This window comes from Aquisalimonas asiatica (genome assembly GCF_900110585.1).
Classification (GTDB): domain Bacteria; phylum Pseudomonadota; class Gammaproteobacteria; order Nitrococcales; family Aquisalimonadaceae; genus Aquisalimonas; species Aquisalimonas asiatica.
In genome coordinates, this window is sequence record NZ_FOEG01000002.1 from 122,467 (window position 1) to 138,086 (window position 15,620).

The window sequence follows — 15,620 nt, forward strand, 5'->3', positions numbered from 1 at the left end:
CGGACCGTTCACGCCTGCCCGTCAGCCAGGATCTCGCGCACGAACGGCACCGTCAGGCGACGCTGCTCGGCCAGGGCCGCCTGGTCCAGCGTCTCCAGCAACTGAAACAGCGACGCGGTGTCACGGGGCTGACGGCGCATGAGATAACGCCCCACCTCCGGCGACAGATCCAGGCCACGCAATCCGGCACGGTGACGCAGCGCGGCCAGCTTGTCGTCATCGTCCATCGGGCGCAGGCGCTCCAGCAGCCCCCACTGCAGCCGGGACACCAGGTCCGGCAACCGGAAACCCGCCGCCTCGGGACGGTCGCCCGCGCTGATGAGAATGCTGACACCGCCGTCGCGCAGGCGATTGAAGGCGTGGAAGACGGGTTCTTCCCAGGCCGGTTCACCGGCAATGACATCCAGATCATCCAGCGCGACCAGGGCCAGGCTCTCCATACCGTCCAGCACCTCGGGAGACAACGGCAGGCCCTGCCCCATCGGCAGATAGGCCACCGGGCGCCCCCGATCTCCGAGTGCCCGGCTGGCGGCCTGCAGCAGATGGCTCTTGCCGGTACCGGAACCGCCGTGCAGATACACGCACTGCTCCTCCCCGGCGAGCAGGCGCTGCACGGCCGCGAGCGCCTGGGCGTTGGCGCCCGGGTGGAAGCTCTCAAGGCTGGCGGCATCGTTCCAGCGGATGCCGAGCGGGAGCTGGGTGGATTTCAGGGGCGGCAACTGCGCCATGCGGCTCTCCAACGCACGAATCCCGGGGTGTTTCCGCAGCGATTCTACGCCGTGGCAGCCACTTCCCGCGACCCCGCCGGCGTCCCTTCCCGCACGGCGGCGCCCTCGCCATCAACGGCGGCGCCACCGGACGACGGTTTCAACCGCCGCCGTCCATGCGTAGACTCCGGTGCAATCCGGGCGGCCAGTCACCGCGTGTTGCCCGCGTTCACCGCAATCCGCATTCACGCCGGGAGGTACCGTGCATCCACGTCACTTGCTGCTCTCCGTCACCGCTCTGGGTCTTGCTGCAACCCATACCGCCATGGCGGACACCATTACCCTGGGAAACGGTGACCGGATCACCGGGTCACTGGTCGAGATTGACGGTAACCGGGTCAAGTTCCAGCCGGAGGCCTCGGACGACCCGCTGCTGCTGTCGCTGGACACCATCGCCCGCCTGGAGACCGATGACACGATCCAGGTGCTGATGGAAGACGGCACCGAGGTCCGCGGACAGGCCGTGGCGTCCGAAGAGGGCGCCCTGCGTCTGGAGAGCGACCAGTTCGATGACCCGATCACCTTCCCCATCGGCCAGATCACCCGTGTCACCGGCCCGGACACACCGGTCCGTGAGCCCATACGCACCACCGGCAACATCAGCCTTGGCGCGCGCGTCACGGACGGCAACACCCGCACCCAGACATACAGCGGTACGGCGGACGCGAGCATACGCAGTGACGTCAACCGGATCCGCTTCAACGCCGAGTTCAACCGCACGCGGGATCGCGGCGAGGACACGGTGGACAACGCCGCAGGCGGCGTGCGCTACGACCACTTCGTCACGGACGCGTTCTACCTGAACAGCAATGTGTCGCTGGCGCGGGATCGGTTCCGGGATCTGCGCCTGCGCACCACTGCCGGTGTCGGTCTTGGTTACCAGTTCTTTGATACCGGCACGCGGACACTCTCCGCCGAGGCGGGTATCAGCTACGTGAACGAGGACTACTACGACGCCGAGAACCAGACCAACCCGGCCGGCCGGTGGGCGCTGGACTACGAGGAGCGGTTCGCGGGCAACGGCATCCGCCTGTTCCACGCCCAGGAAGGGCTCGTGAACCTGGAGGACGCGGACGACACCATCATCAGCACGCGCACCGGCGTTCGTTTCCCGTTCATCATCGGCATGACCGGGACGTTCCAGATCAACTTCGATTACGAGAACCAGCCCCCCGGCGACAACCGCAAGACCGATACGGCCTATGTGCTGACCGCGGGCTACAGCTGGTAACCACTCGCGCGCGCCGGGTGCCCGGGAGGCGCCCGGCGCAGGGTGTCGCTCAGGACCCGTTCAACCTGAAGATGTAATCCGGCCGCGAGCCATCCTCATCGGCGTCCGGCCCATCACCCTCATCCAGCTCCTGCTCCGCGAGCAGGCTTCCACTGCGCATGCGCTGCAGCGCCCGCTCGGGCAATCCCTGGAACGTCAGCCGGAAATCGACGGCGCCGCCGCCCATGCGAACGGCGTCAACCGCCTCGACGCCACTCAGATCACGCAGGTAGCGCTCGACCCGGCCGTAACTATCCAGCCCGCCAATGTCGCGAACACGCACGGTCAGACGGCCAACCTCACCATCTTCGGGGATCACGGCGTAGTACTCCGCCAGGCGCGTCATCCCGATCTCCAGCCCCACGTCGAGCACGCCGGGTGCGCTGTCGTCGTCCATGGTCCACGAGTGGCTCTCACCCTCCCAGTAAAGCACCCAGCGCCCGCGCCAGCCCTGTCCGCGCTGAGACACCCGCCCCACCAGGACAGCGTCGGCATCGTAGCGCTCCGAGGCACTCTCCACCGGTTCACGAAAACCGCCCCAGATCTCGGACGCACGGATGGCCTGCTGATCCTCCAGGTCCATGAGCGGAAACAGCAGCGGCAGGCCGGTGCGGGCACCGGCATCACGCAGGGCATCCTGCAGATCAGGGGACTCGTCGCCGCCCAGGATGCGGCGGCTGCCACCCTGATCCACGACCACCCAGGCAAGCGTCCGCGGCCGCTGCTCCCGCGGCCAGAGGGGAATCTCCTGCTCGACCAGCTCCCGCTGCAGCGCGCGACCGTCGTAACGCACGCGCAGGAGCAGACCGTCGTCGTCGCCGGCGTCGTAACCGTACTGCTGGACATAACGGTTGGCCTGATCGAGCACCTCGGCCAGGGCCTCGTCATCCCCCGGGTTCTCCCGGCCGGTCAACCGGGTGAGAATCGTCTCCAGCCCGTCACGGGTTGCCTCGTCCCGCTCCGCACTGGACTCACTGTCCACCTCCATGCGCGCGTCGAACAACCCTGTCCCCGCCAGGCTCAACCCCGGCAGGAGCAGCAATAACAGTGGAAGCCACTTCCGGTATCCCATGCCGTCCCCGCATGTCTCTGGTTCAATCCCGAATGCATTGAGACTCTAGCATGGACGAACGGTTCCCGGCGCGCGCGACGGATGCCGATACAGTCTGTATCGGCTACCATACGCCCCCTGTAAAGATTCGCCCCGCCCAACCAGGGAGAGCGCACTCGTGGCTTCTGACCAGACCCCGCCGGACGCCGGCCTGACCTATCGCGACGCCGGCGTCGACATCGACGCCGGCAACAGTCTCGTCGACCGCATCCGGCCCGCGGTGGCACGCACCCAGCGGCCGGAGGTCCTCGGCGGGCTCGGCGGATTCGGCGGGCTGTTCGCCCTGCCCACGGACCGCTATCGCCAGCCGGTGCTGGTCTCGGGCACCGACGGCGTCGGCACCAAGCTCAAGCTCGCCATCGAGACCGGGCGCCACGACGGGATCGGCGTCGACCTGGTCGCCATGTGTGCCAACGACATCCTGGTCAGTGGCGCGGAGCCGCTGTTCTTCCTGGATTACTACGCCACCGGACGGCTGGACGTGGACGTGGCCGCCGCCGTGGTCGAGGGCATCGCCCGGGGCTGCGAGCAGGCGGGCGCGGCACTGGTCGGTGGCGAGACGGCGGAGATGCCCGGCATGTACGCCGAAGGCCATTACGATCTCGCCGGCTTCTGCGTGGGCATCGTCGAACGGGACGCCATCGTCGATGGCAGCCGGGTCCAGCCGGGCGATGCGCTCATCGCCCTGGGCTCCAGCGGCCCCCACTCCAACGGCTACTCCCTGGTGCGGCGCGTGATTGAACACAGCGGCGCCAGCCTCGATGAAGATCTGGATGGCCAACCACTGGGGGCGGCACTGATGGCTCCGACCCGCATCTACGCCCGCGCCATTCGCGCGCTCATGGCGGAGGTGGACATCCACGCCATGTCCCACATCACCGGCGGGGGACTGCCGGAGAACCTCCCCCGGACGCTTCCCGAAGGCTGCGGCGCCGTGATCGACACCAGCAGCTGGGTGTGGCCGCCCGTGTTCCGCTGGCTGCAGACCCGCGGCAACATTGCGGATGCCGAGATGTACCGCACCTTCAACTGCGGCGTGGGCATGGTGATCTGCGTACCGGAGGCCGCGTGCGACACGGCACTGGCAAGCCTGCGCGGCCAGGGTGAAACCGCCTGGCGCATCGGCCACGTGGAAGCGGACGCGGCATCCGGCGTGCGCTTCACCGAGGGCGCATGACCGTGACGACGCCGTCTCTGGTGGTGCTCATCTCGGGCAGCGGCAGCAACCTCCAGGCGCTGATCGACGCCCGCGAGGCCGGCGATCTGCCGGCCGACATCCGCGCCGTCATCAGCAACCGGCCCGACGCCTACGGGCTGGAGCGTGCCCGCGCCGCAGGCATCCACACCGAGGTGCTGGATCACCGCGATTTCGCCGGGCGCACCGCATATGACACGGCGCTGCAGCAGCGCATCGACGCCCACGCCCCGGAGCTGGTGGTGCTCGCCGGTTTCATGCGCATTCTCACCGACGAGCTGGTGAACCACTTCCGTGGCCGGATGCTGAACATCCACCCGTCGCTGCTGCCCGCCTTCCGGGGGCTGCACACGCACAGCCGGGCCCTGGAAGCCGGACACAGCGAACACGGCTGCAGCGTCCATTTCGTGACACCGGCGCTGGATGCAGGCCCGGTCATCGCCCAGGGTGTGGTGCCGATCGAGGCGGACGACAGTGAACCGGTGCTGGCCCGCCGGGTCCGACAGCAGGAACACAGGATCTATCCGCTGGTGGTGCGCTGGTTTGCGCAAGGCCGCCTGCAACTGGACGGCGACACCGCCGTGCTGGATGGTCAGCCACTGGAGGAACCGGTCCGTCTGCGGGCCGCCGACCCGGTCCCGTCCTGACGCCACTCCTTCACTCAAGGAGATCCCATGCGCCGCCCCTACCTGGCTTCCCTGCTGCTAACGGCATTGCTCCTGCCTGGCGCCACGTACGGCGCGCCCTTCGCGGCCGGTCTGCCCGGGCAGATTGAAGGCGCCGCGGGGGGAATCCTGACCCCCGGCCCGCAGCTCGCGGGAACCGGCGACCCCGTCAGCGGCAATGTGGCAATCACCCACGCCCGCCTGACTGATGTGCAGTTCACGGCCATCGGCGCCTCCCTGACCCTGGACGACCGCCTGGAACTCAGCGCTGCACAACCCAACCTCGGCGCCGGCAGCAGCGACGACGTCAGACAGAACGTCTTCGCCGCCCGGTTGCGGCTGGCCGGCTCGGCCAGCGCGCCCCTGCGGCCCGCCGCGTCACTGGGGGTGACCCATCGGCGGCAACGGGACTTCGGCCTGGAGGAGCGCATCGGCATGGCGCCGGAGCGGCGCAACGACTGGGATGCCACCCTGAGCACCGGCGGCGGCTACCGCTTCGGCCCGGCGCAGGCCGTGCTGCTCCACGCCACCGCGCGCTATACCCGGGCCAATAGCGGCGGCCTGTTCGGCTTCGGCAATGCAGAGAATGACCAGCACCGTGTGCAGCTGGAAGGCGCCATCCACACGAGCCTGACACGCCGCCTCAGCCTCAGCGGCGAATACCGCGAACACCGGCACCAGCCGGCGGCCGACCCCGGCGATCCGTGGTGGAGCGCCTACGCCGGGTATGGCATCAACGACGAGGTGCACCTGGCGCTGGGCTGGCAGGATCTCGGCCGCCTGGGCGGAAAGCCGCGCCAGAACGGGCCGTTCATCGCACTGCGCGGGCGCTACTGACGTCCGCCGGCGCCCGCGGGCGCGTCATGAGCGGGGCAGCGTAACCCCGCTCTGGCCCATGTACTTGCCGCCGCGATCCTTGTAGGACGTCTCGCAGACCTCGTCCGATTCCAGGAACAGCATCTGTGCCACACCCTCGTTGGCGTAGATGCGCGCCGGCAGCGGCGTGGTGTTGGAGAACTCCAGGGTCACGTGGCCTTCCCACTCCGGCTCCAGCGGCGTCACGTTGACGATGATGCCGCAGCGGGCATAGGTGGACTTGCCCAGGCAGATGGTGAGCGTGGAACGGGGAATCCGGAAATACTCGACGGTGCGCGCCAGGGCGAACGAGTTCGGCGGGATGATGCACACGTCGGACTGCACGTCGACAAAGCTGTTCTCGTCGAAGTGCTTCGGGTCGACGATGGCCGAGTTGATGTTGTGGAAAATCTTGAACTCGTCGGCACAGCGGACGTCGTAACCGTAACTGGACGTGCCGTAGGAGATGATCTTGCCTTTGTCCGTCTCCCGCACCTGGCCGGGTTCGAACGGCTCGATCATGCCCTCCGCGGCCATACGCCGGATCCACTTGTCGGACTTGATTGCCATGGGCGTTATCCTGTTGTCTGGGCTGCCGTAAGCCCGGGCGCGAAAGGCAGGATTGTAACCACCACCCCGGACGGAGCCAACTCGCTGCGCGCGGCCCGTTCCATTCCAACCAGGGACACGTTGACGATGAGCACGGCACAGGGCCCCAAACTGCCACCGAAACCGGAACCACCCGACCCGTCGGAGTGCTGCGGCAGCGGCTGCGACCCCTGCATCCTGGAGCTCTACGACGACGAGCTGGAGCGCTGGGAAGCGCGCGTGGAGCGGATCAAGGCGCAGTGGCAGGCCGAACAGGCCGGCCAGCAGTGACGCGGCGGCACGCTGGACCGGAGCATGGCGGAATCGTAAGCTGACTCCGGCATACAACAAGATCTGCACGCCGCCCACGGGTGGTGATGCAGACTGCCCAGCGGCCATGGAGGAGGAGCAGCCCATGCGAGGAACGGTGACCCTGTTCAACAGCGAGGACGGCGTCGCCGCCGTCGAGACGGAGCACGGGGAGTTCACCGTGCTCGGCATCATGGACGATGACGCCGTGGCCGTGGGCGACATCATCACCGGGGACCTGGAAAGCCTCGACTACCAGGTTATGAACAACGAAACCCGCGGCGTCTCCCTGTCCGTCTACGTGGAAGACACCGAGCTCCCCCTGGAGGAAGCGGAGCAGAAGCTGCAGTGACGGCAGCCGGCCGGACTAGCGCCGTATGAACCAACAGCGGTGGATGCCACGGTTGCGCTGGAAGTCCGGGGGAATCGACCAGTCGCTCCGGTCCTCGACGCGCAACCCGCCGAGGGCCCCGGCATCGAGCCGGAACCGCCGCCGGTTGGTGGAGAAGATCAGCAGGCCATCATCGGTCAGCAACTGCGCGGCGAGGGCGATCAACTCCGGGTGATCGCGCTGGATGTCCAGCGTGTCCTGCATGCGCTTGGAATTGGAGAAGCTCGGCGGATCGAGCAGGATGAGTTCGTATGTCTCGGCCCGCCGCCTTGCAGCCTCCCGCAGCCAGCTCAGGCAATCGGCCCGCACCAGCCGGTGCGCCGGCCCCTCTCCATGGCCGTTTGCCTCCAGGTTACGGCGTGTCCAGTCCAGATACGTGCCGGAGAGATCCACGCTGGTGGTGGTCAGGGCACCGCCGAGCGCCGCATGCACCGTCGCCATGCCGGTGTAGGCGAACAGGTTCAGGAACGCGCCCCCGGTGGCGTTGGCTCCGATCCACTGGCGCACGGGCCGGTGATCGAGAAACAGGCCGGTATCCAGGTAGTCGGTGAAATTCACCAGCGCCCGGGCGTCGCCGTCCATGACGGTGTGGAAACGGCCGGTCTGCGCCTGGCGCTGATACTGCTGCCGGCCCTTCTGCCGCTGGCGCACCTTGAACGCAATCTGACCGGGAGCGACACCGGTTGCATCGGGCAGCGCCGCCACGGCGGCGCGCAGCCGCCTCGCGGCATCCTGGGCATCCACGGTCGCCGGCGGCGCGTACTCCTGGACGTGCAGCCACGGCCCGTCCTCCAGGGTGCGGTAGTAGTCCACCGCCAGGGCAAACTCGGGCACGTCCGCATCGTAGAGCCGGTAGCAGCTCACGCCGGATTGTTTGAGCCAGGACTTGAGCCGGCGGTGGTTCTTGCGCACGCGGTTGGCGAGCGATGCCGCCTCCTCCGCGCCTGCACCCGTGTCCTCCTCACGAATGGCGAACCGCTCCAGCCGGCACTTGATGGGCCCGTTGCGCACCATCCAGCTGCGCTCGGGTTTCAGCCCGATCTCCAGGCCGGCACCGTTGAGCACCATGGCGCTCCAGCCGGGAAAGCGCGAACGCAGCAATTCGCCCAGGCGGGCGTAGAGCGGCAGCAGGCTGCGATCACTACCAATGCGCTCGCCATAGGGCGGGTTGGTGGCCACCAGCCCCGCGCCCCGGCCACGGCGCGGTGGCTCGGCGTCCGCCAGTTCACGACGCTCCACGTGCACCCGCCCCACCAGGCCCGCCGCCTCCACCGAGGCCAGCGCGGTGCGTACGGCCCGGGTGTCCTGGTCGTACCCCACGATGGCCGGCAGCGACGGCAGCCCCCGGTCGCGGCGCGCCTGCGCCTCGTCGAGCAACCCCTGCCAGAGGGCCGGGTCATGCCCCCGCCAGCCGGCGAATCCCCACTGCGGCCGCAGCAGCCCCGGCGCCACATCACCGGCCATGAGCGCCGCTTCCACCAGCAGGGTGCCGGAGCCGCAGAACGGGTCCACGAAGCCGCCACCCCGGGCCGCGATGGCCGGCCAGTCCGCGCGCAGCAGAATGCCCGCGGCCAGGTTCTCCTTCAGCGGCGCCGCCACCCCCGCACGACGGTAGCCACGCCGGTGCAGACTGCCGCCGGAGAGGTCCACGGCGAGCGTGACGTCCTCGCCCACCTGATGCGCATTGATGCGGAACCCGGCGCCCTCCACGTCCACATCCGGGCGCGCCCCGGTCGCGTCACGAAAGGCGTCCACCACGGCATCCTTGACCCGCAGGCTGCCGTAGTGGGTGTGCTCCACCGCCGGTCGCAGACCGCCGAAATCCACGGCGATGGTCATCCCGGGCTGCATCAGCGCAGCCCAGTCCACGGCACGGGCACCGGCGTAAAGCGCATCGCCGTCGGCGGCGTCAAACTGTGCCACCGGCAGCAGCACCCGGTTCGCCACCCGTGACCACAGGCAGGCGCGGTACGCCACCTCCAGCCCACCACTGAAGCGCACACCGCCGCGCTGCTCGGACACACTTTCGGCGCCCATGGCGGCGAGTTCGCCAGCGAGCAGGCCCTCGAACCCGCCCGGGCTGGTGGCGAAATACTGCGGAACGTTCGACATGGGGACTCCCTCTCGATCCAGGCGGCATTCTACGCGGCTCGCCACCGCCCCTCCCAGTGTCAATGTTGGCGGGCTCAATACCCGGCTGGTAGGGTTCGGTTCATTCGCGCACGTCGTGCGGCCTCTTCGGGTCCCGCCAGCGCGCACCCGCGATCGACATCACTGGAGGGATCCATGGCTGAAGGGCCTCTGATCGACATCGGGCTGCCCATTGCCCTGTTCATCATCATGATCGGCATGGGCATGACCCTGCGGCCACTGGATTTCAAGGATGTGGCCGTCTATCCGAAAGCCATGGTCGTCGGGACCGTGGCGCAGATTGCCGTGCTGCCGCTGGTCGCCTTCGCCCTGATTGGTCTGCTGAGTCTGCCGGCGGCCATCGCCGTCGGCCTGGTGGTAATCGCCGCCTGCCCCGGTGGTACCACCTCCAACGTCTACGCCTTCGTGGCCCGCGGTCACGTGGCGCTGTCCATCGTGCTCACCGTCCTCGCCAGCCTGATCACCATCGTCACGCTGCCGCTGGTGACCAACTTCGCCCTGGATCTGTATCTGGGCGCAGACGAGCGCGTCCGGCTGCCCGTGCTGCAGACCATCGCGACGCTGGTGGTAATCGTCCTTGTTCCGGTCCTCATCGGCATGGTGATCCGGGCCCGGGCCACTGCATTCGCACAGCGCGTGGAGAACCTGGTGAGCCTGTTCGGACTGCTGGTGCTGGCCGCGCTTATCGCCGCCATCGTCATCCAGACCGGGGACGAGATCTGGGACCTGCTGCGCGTGGCCGGGCCGGCGGCGCTGCTGCTCAACCTCGCCGGCATGGGCATCGGTCTCGCCAGCGGCCGGCTGTTCCGGCTGCGCACGACGGAGGCGGTCACCCTGGCGACGGAGCTTGGCATCAAGAACGGGACACTGGGACTGATGATCACGCTGACCCTGCTTGAATCCAGCGCCATGTCCATTCCGTCCGCGGTCTACAGCCTGTTCATGTTCCCGCTCGGCTTTCTCATGATCGCGTACGGCCGGCGCGCGGTTCGCCAGGCAGCTGCCGCCTGAGCGTCTCCCGGCCCCGAAAAACCGTGGCGAATCTGGCATAATCGCGGGCACACGAACTGCGTGCCAACGCGATGACAATCGGTCGAGGTTTCATGCAACGCAACATCCTGGTAACCAGCGCTCTGCCGTACGCCAACGGCCCCATTCACCTCGGGCACCTGGTGGAGTACATCCAGACGGACATCTGGGTCCGCTTCCAGAAGCTGCGGGGCAACCGCTGCATCTACGTCTGCGCCGACGACGCCCACGGCACGCCGATCATGCTGAAAGCCCGCGAACTGGGCATTACGCCGGAGGAGCTGATCGCGCGCATCGGCCAGGAGCACCAGGACGACTTCGCCGCATTCAACATCGGCTTCGACAACTACCACACCACGCACTCGCCGGAGAACCGGGAGCTGTCGGAGCTGATCTACAACCGGCTGAACGCCGCCGGACACATCGACAGCCGGACCATCAAGCAGGCGTACGACCCGGCCGAGGGCATGTTCCTGCCGGACCGCTACATCAAGGGCGAGTGCCCGCGCTGCGGCGCCGCCGACCAGTACGGCGACTCCTGCGAGGCGTGCGGCGCCACCTACACGCCCACGGACCTGAAGAACCCGGTCTCCGTGGTCTCGGGGGCAACGCCGGAGACGCGCGAATCCCTGCACTACTTCTTCCGCCTGCAGGATTTCGAGGCCATGCTCACCGAGTGGGCGCGCGGCGGCCATGTGCAGCAGGAGGTGGCCAACAAGCTGGAAGAGTGGTTCCAGGAGGGACTGCGCGAATGGGACATCTCCCGGGATGCCCCCTATTTCGGTTTCCAGATCCCCGGCACGGACGACAAGTACTTCTACGTGTGGCTGGACGCGCCCATCGGCTACATGGCCAGTTTCCGCAACTGGTGCGACCGCAACGGCGAGGATTTCGACGCCTGGTGGAAGGCGGATTCCGACACCGAGCTGTACCATTTCATCGGCAAGGACATCGTCTACTTCCACGCCCTGTTCTGGCCCGCCATGCTCCACGGCGCCGGCTTTCGCAAGCCGACAAAGGTCTGCGCCCACGGCTTCATGACCGTGGATGGCGCCAAGATGTCCAAGTCGCGCGGTACCTTCATCATGGCGCGCACGTTTCTCAACCACCTGAACCCGGAGTACCTGCGCTACTACATGGCGGCGAAACTGGGCAGCAACGTCCACGACCTGGACCTGAATCTGGACGACTTCACCCAGCGCGTGAACTCCGACCTGGTGGGCAAGCTGGTGAACATCGCCAGCCGCAGCGCGGGCTTCATCAGCAAGCGGTTCGACGGCCGGCTGGCCGGCGAACTCCCCGCGCCGGAGGTCTACCGCGAGTTCGTCGCCAAGGGCGAGCAGATCGCCGAAGCCTACGAGAACCGGGAATTCTCCCGCGTCGTCCGCGACGTGATGACCCTGGCGGACCAGGCGAACCAGTATTTCGACGAACAGCAGCCCTGGGTGCTGGCCAAGAGTGAGGAGACACTGCCGCAGGTGCAGGCGGTCTGCACCCAGACCCTGAACCTGTTCCGCGTGCTCATGGTGTACCTCAAGCCCGTGGTGCCGACGATCGCCGCGGAGGCGGAGGCGTTTCTGAACCTGGACGCCCAGGACTGGCAGTCCGTGCAGACGCCACTGCTCGACCACACCATCAATCGGTTCAAGCCGCTGGCAACGCGGGTGGAGCGGGACGCGGTGGACGCCATGATCGAGGAATCGAAGGAAACCCTGGCGCCCAAGGGAGACGCGCCGGCGGCCAGCGGCCCTCTCGCCGACAACCCCATTGCCGACCCGGTGGACATCAACACCTTCGGTCAGGTGGATCTGCGCGTTGCGCGCATCGAGGAGGCCGCCCTGGTGGACGGCGCCGACAAGCTGCTGCAGCTGACCCTGGACGTGGGCGGCGAGACCCGCAACGTCTTTGCCGGGCTGCGCAGCGCCTACAGCCCCGATCAGCTGCGCGGACGCCTCACGGTGATGGTGGCCAACCTGGAGCCGCGCAAGATGCGCTTCGGTGTCTCCGAAGGCATGGTGCTGGCGGCCGGCCCCGGCGGCGATGAGCTGTTCATCCTGGAGCCGGACAGCGGCGCCAGACCAGGCATGCGCGTCAAATAGCAGCAACCGGTGACACCAGACGGCCTGCCCGGCGGATCCATGGCTCCGTAGGGTGGACCTTCAGGTCCACCATCGCCACACAGAGGGCCAGGACGGGTCATCGAAGGCCGACATGGTGGACCTGAAGGTCCACCCTACGGGGGCCCTGCGGGCCCTGTCCGAGACGTTGCAGCCAGAGCCCATGACCGAACTCGCACTCATTCTCGTCGCCACGGTGCTGGTCAACAACTTCGTGCTGACCCAGTTCCTGGGGCTGTGCCCGTTCATGGGCGTATCCCGCAAGGTGGAGACGTGCGTGGGCATGGCGCTGGCCACCGGGTTCGTGCTGACGCTCTCTTCTGTCGTGAGTTATCTCGTCAACACGTGGGTGCTCGCGCCCCTGGGCATCGAGTACCTGCGCACCATCGCGTTCATCCTGGTGATCGCGGCGGTGGTGCAGTTCACGGAAATGGTCGTGCGCTACACCAGTCCGTTGCTGCACCGGGTGCTGGGCATCTTCCTGCCGCTGATCACCACCAACTGCGCGGTGCTGGGTGTGGCCCTGCTGAACGTCCAGCAACAGCACAGCTTCGCGGCGTCGGCGCTCTACGGCTTCGGCGCCGCCGCCGGGTTCGGACTGGTGCTGATTCTCTTCGCCGGGTTGCGGGAGCGCCTGGCGGTGGCGGACGTCCCGGTGCCGTTCCAGGGCGCAGCCATCGCGCTGATCACCGCCGGCATCATGTCGCTCGCGTTCATGGGGTTCACCGGGCTGGTGCGCCTGTAGGCAGAATCGCCTGGAGTGGGAGCGGCTTCAGCCGCGACCAGAGCGGAGCGTTGTACCAGCCCCACCCGGGTGGCTTCGATCCGGGGGCGCCGCTCGGGTGATCCGGTCACGGACACGCTGTGAATACATCCCTGTACGCTTGCACTGGCCATCCATGGCCAGTGACAGTCCGTGACCGGATCACCCGACCAGCGCCTGCGGCAGCCGTCACACCTTGGGCTGGCAAGGGGATGAGCACACCCTGCGCTGCTCACGGCTGAAGCCGCTCCCACAACATGCGATCATATGCGGCTGGTAATGGATGGGATGCTCACTGCCATGGCAACGGCAATTCTGGCAATCGGCCTCCTGGCGGCACTATTCGGCCTGCTCCTGGGCTACGCCGCCGTGCGTCTGCGCCCCGCGTCCGACCCGGTGGTGGAGCGCATCGACAGCCTGCTCCCCCAGACCCAGTGCGCCCAGTGCGGCTACCCCGGCTGCCGCCCCTACGCCGAGGCCATCGCCAGCGGCGAGGCGGACATCAACCAGTGTCCGCCCGGCGGCGACACAACCATCCGCGCCCTCGCCAACCTTCTCGACCGGGAACCGCAGCCGCTGAACACCGCCTACGGCGAAGCCAAGGAGCAGGCGACCATCGTGCGCATCGACGAGAACCGCTGCATCGGCTGCACCCTGTGCATCCAGGCCTGCCCGGTGGACGCCATCGTCGGCGCCCAGCGGCAGATGCACACCGTGATCGAGGACCTGTGCACCGGCTGCGACCTGTGCATCGACCCGTGCCCCGTGGACTGCATCCACCCGGTCACGGTGCCCACAACCACCCGCAACTGGCGCTGGCCGCGGCCCGAAAACACCCCTGACCACGCCGCATGAGCATCACACGCGCCCTGTTCGGCTTTCCGGGTGGCGTCCGGCTGCCAACCCACAAACACGCCTCCACGGACAGCCCCATCGCCACGCTGCCGGTGCCCCCGGAGCTGGTCATCCCCCTGAGCCAGCACGCCGGCGACCCGGCCAGAGCCACCGTGAGCGCGGGCGACACGGTCCATCGGGGGACGATCATCGGCCGCGCTCCGGGCGACTTCAGCGCCGCCGTGCACGCATCCAGTTCCGGCACGGTCACCGCGGTTGAGAACCGCCCGGTACCTCACCCGTCCGGTCTGCCGGAGCCGTGCGTGGTGATTCGCACCGATGGGCACGATACCTGCCCTGCAGACGGACCCGAGGCACTGACGGACTGGCTCTCGGTATCCCCCGCCCGGCTGCGCCGTCGGGTCGCCGATAGCGGGGTCACCGGGCTGGGCGGCGCCACGTTTCCGGCGGCGGTGAAGCTCACCCCGGGGCCGGACACCGATGTGACGCTGCTCGTGGTCAACGCCATCGAGTGCGAACCGTGGATCACCTGCGACGATGCACTGCTGCGTGAACACGCCATGGAGGTGGTCACCGGCGCCCGGATCATGCGCCACATCCTCGGCGAACCCGCGGTGGTTATCGCCCTGGAAGCAGAGAAGCGCGCGGCGCTGGACGCCCTGAACCGCGCGCTGGACGCCGCCGGGGAGACGGACATGACGGTAACCCCGGTGCCCGTCCGTTATCCGGCCGGCGGCGAGAAGCAACTGATCCAGACACTCACGGGGCGGGAAGTGCCCTCGGGCGGCCTCCCCCTGGACCTGGGCATTCTGTGCCACAACGCCGGCACCGTGGCCGCCGTGGCCCGTGCCGTGGAACACGGCGAGCCGCTCACGGAACGGATCGTGACCGTCGCCGGCACGGGCGTGGGCCAACCACGCAATTTCCGGGTGCGCCTGGGCACACCCGTCCACCGACTCATCGAAGCCGCCGGGGGCTACCGCGGGCAAGGCCACCGCCTGATCGTCGGCGGCCCGATGATGGGCTTCGCCCTGGAGCACGACAACGTTCCGGTCACCAAGGGGTGCAACTGCATTCTCGTGACCGAGGCGCACGCCGTGCCGCCGCCGGAACCCGCCCTGCCCTGCATCCGCTGCGGCGACTGCGCCGACGCGTGCCCCGTGCGCCTGCAACCCCAGCAGCTGTACTGGCACGCCCTGGGGCGGGATTACGAGAGCATCCGCGAAGACGGCCTGTTCGACTGCATCGAGTGCGGCGCCTGCGCCTACGTCTGCCCCAGCAAACTGCCCCTGGTGGGCATGTACCGGCATGCGAAATCGGCGATCCGCACCGCCGACGAGGATCAACGCTTCGCCGAGCAGGCGCGGCAGCGCTACGCCTTCCGCCAGGCGCGGCTTGAACGGGAGCGGCAGGAACAGGCCGAACGCCGACGGCGCAAGAAGGAGGCGCTACAGAGCGAGCGCGGCACCGCCGCGAAGGCGGATCGCAAGGCCGAGATCCAGGCGGCGGTGGCGCGCGCCCGCGAACGCAAGCGCGGTGGAGGCGAGAGCTGAC

At 68.1% G+C, this 15,620-nt stretch carries 15 protein-coding genes; 11 read left to right on the forward strand and 4 right to left on the reverse strand.

Annotated elements, in window-relative coordinates:
* Positions 1-8: 8 nt before the first annotated feature.
* The gene (gene hda / locus BMZ02_RS05275; protein WP_171909823.1) at positions 9-728 is read right to left on the reverse strand and encodes a DnaA regulatory inactivator Hda; all 720 of its coding nucleotides are present in this window, start codon (positions 726-728) and stop codon (positions 9-11) included.
* A 241-nt stretch (positions 729-969) separates the two neighbouring features.
* Here hda and BMZ02_RS05280 point away from each other — a divergent pair, with 241 nt between their 5' ends.
* Positions 970-1,998, forward strand: a complete 1,029-nt coding sequence (locus tag BMZ02_RS05280; protein WP_139209148.1) for a DUF481 domain-containing protein — start codon at positions 970-972, stop codon at positions 1,996-1,998.
* A gap of 49 nt (positions 1,999-2,047) precedes the next feature.
* Here BMZ02_RS05280 and BMZ02_RS05285 read toward each other — a convergent pair whose 3' ends face one another.
* Positions 2,048-3,109, reverse strand: a complete 1,062-nt coding sequence (locus tag BMZ02_RS05285) for a DUF2066 domain-containing protein (RefSeq protein WP_091640616.1) — start codon at positions 3,107-3,109, stop codon at positions 2,048-2,050.
* A gap of 157 nt (positions 3,110-3,266) precedes the next feature.
* On the opposite strand from BMZ02_RS05285, the gene purM reads away from it, so the two are divergent.
* The 3 genes from purM to BMZ02_RS05300 are packed head-to-tail and all read left to right on the forward strand — an operon-like array spanning position 3,267 to position 5,845.
* Positions 3,267-4,325, forward strand: coding sequence for a phosphoribosylformylglycinamidine cyclo-ligase (gene purM, locus BMZ02_RS05290; RefSeq protein ID WP_091640618.1), 1,059 nt, complete (start codon positions 3,267-3,269; stop codon positions 4,323-4,325).
* Positions 4,322-4,990 (forward strand): phosphoribosylglycinamide formyltransferase, encoded by a 669-nt coding sequence (gene purN / locus BMZ02_RS05295; RefSeq protein WP_091640619.1) that lies wholly within the window; start codon positions 4,322-4,324, stop codon positions 4,988-4,990. Before purM ends, purN begins: the two co-directional genes overlap by 4 nt.
* 27 nt (positions 4,991-5,017) lie before the next feature.
* Positions 5,018-5,845 carry a DUF3034 family protein gene (locus BMZ02_RS05300; protein WP_091640621.1) on the forward strand — a complete coding sequence of 276 codons (828 nt, stop codon included), beginning with the start codon at positions 5,018-5,020 and terminating at the stop codon, positions 5,843-5,845.
* A 24-nt stretch (positions 5,846-5,869) separates the two neighbouring features.
* Here BMZ02_RS05300 and dcd read toward each other — a convergent pair whose 3' ends face one another.
* Positions 5,870-6,433, reverse strand: coding sequence for a dCTP deaminase (dcd, locus tag BMZ02_RS05305; RefSeq protein WP_091640622.1), 564 nt, complete (start codon positions 6,431-6,433; stop codon positions 5,870-5,872).
* Positions 6,434-6,559: 126 nt separating this feature from the next.
* On the opposite strand from dcd, the gene BMZ02_RS05310 reads away from it, so the two are divergent.
* On the forward strand, positions 6,560-6,742 hold the full coding sequence (locus BMZ02_RS05310) for an oxidoreductase-like domain-containing protein (RefSeq protein ID WP_091640624.1): 183 nt from the start codon (positions 6,560-6,562) through the stop codon (positions 6,740-6,742).
* A gap of 124 nt (positions 6,743-6,866) precedes the next feature.
* Positions 6,867-7,112, forward strand: coding sequence for a hypothetical protein (locus BMZ02_RS05315; RefSeq protein WP_139209149.1), 246 nt, complete (start codon positions 6,867-6,869; stop codon positions 7,110-7,112).
* 15 nt (positions 7,113-7,127) lie between these two features.
* Here the strand turns inward: BMZ02_RS05315 and rlmKL are convergent, their stop codons facing one another.
* Entirely contained in the window at positions 7,128-9,263 is a 2,136-nt protein-coding gene (gene rlmKL / locus BMZ02_RS05320; protein WP_091640627.1) for a bifunctional 23S rRNA (guanine(2069)-N(7))-methyltransferase RlmK/23S rRNA (guanine(2445)-N(2))-methyltransferase RlmL, read from the reverse strand.
* Between the two features lie 174 nt (positions 9,264-9,437).
* Between rlmKL and BMZ02_RS05325 the strand changes: the two genes are divergently transcribed.
* The 5 genes from BMZ02_RS05325 to rsxC all read left to right on the forward strand — a co-directional run bounded on the left by BMZ02_RS05325 (position 9,438) and on the right by rsxC (position 15,619).
* Positions 9,438-10,313 carry a bile acid:sodium symporter family protein gene (locus BMZ02_RS05325; RefSeq protein WP_091640628.1) on the forward strand — a complete coding sequence of 292 codons (876 nt, stop codon included), beginning with the start codon at positions 9,438-9,440 and terminating at the stop codon, positions 10,311-10,313.
* 92 nt (positions 10,314-10,405) lie between these two features.
* Positions 10,406-12,430 (forward strand): methionine--tRNA ligase, encoded by a 2,025-nt coding sequence (metG, locus tag BMZ02_RS05330; RefSeq protein WP_091640630.1) that lies wholly within the window; start codon positions 10,406-10,408, stop codon positions 12,428-12,430.
* A gap of 181 nt (positions 12,431-12,611) precedes the next feature.
* Positions 12,612-13,193, forward strand: coding sequence for an electron transport complex subunit RsxA (gene rsxA / locus BMZ02_RS05335; protein WP_091641810.1), 582 nt, complete (start codon positions 12,612-12,614; stop codon positions 13,191-13,193).
* Positions 13,194-13,511: 318 nt separating this feature from the next.
* Positions 13,512-14,066, forward strand: coding sequence for an electron transport complex subunit RsxB (gene rsxB, locus BMZ02_RS05340; RefSeq protein WP_091641813.1), 555 nt, complete (start codon positions 13,512-13,514; stop codon positions 14,064-14,066).
* The gene (gene rsxC / locus BMZ02_RS05345; protein WP_091640631.1) at positions 14,063-15,619 is read left to right on the forward strand and encodes an electron transport complex subunit RsxC; all 1,557 of its coding nucleotides are present in this window, start codon (positions 14,063-14,065) and stop codon (positions 15,617-15,619) included. The genes rsxB and rsxC overlap by 4 nt, the downstream gene beginning before the upstream one ends.
* Position 15,620: the final 1 nt, after the last annotated feature.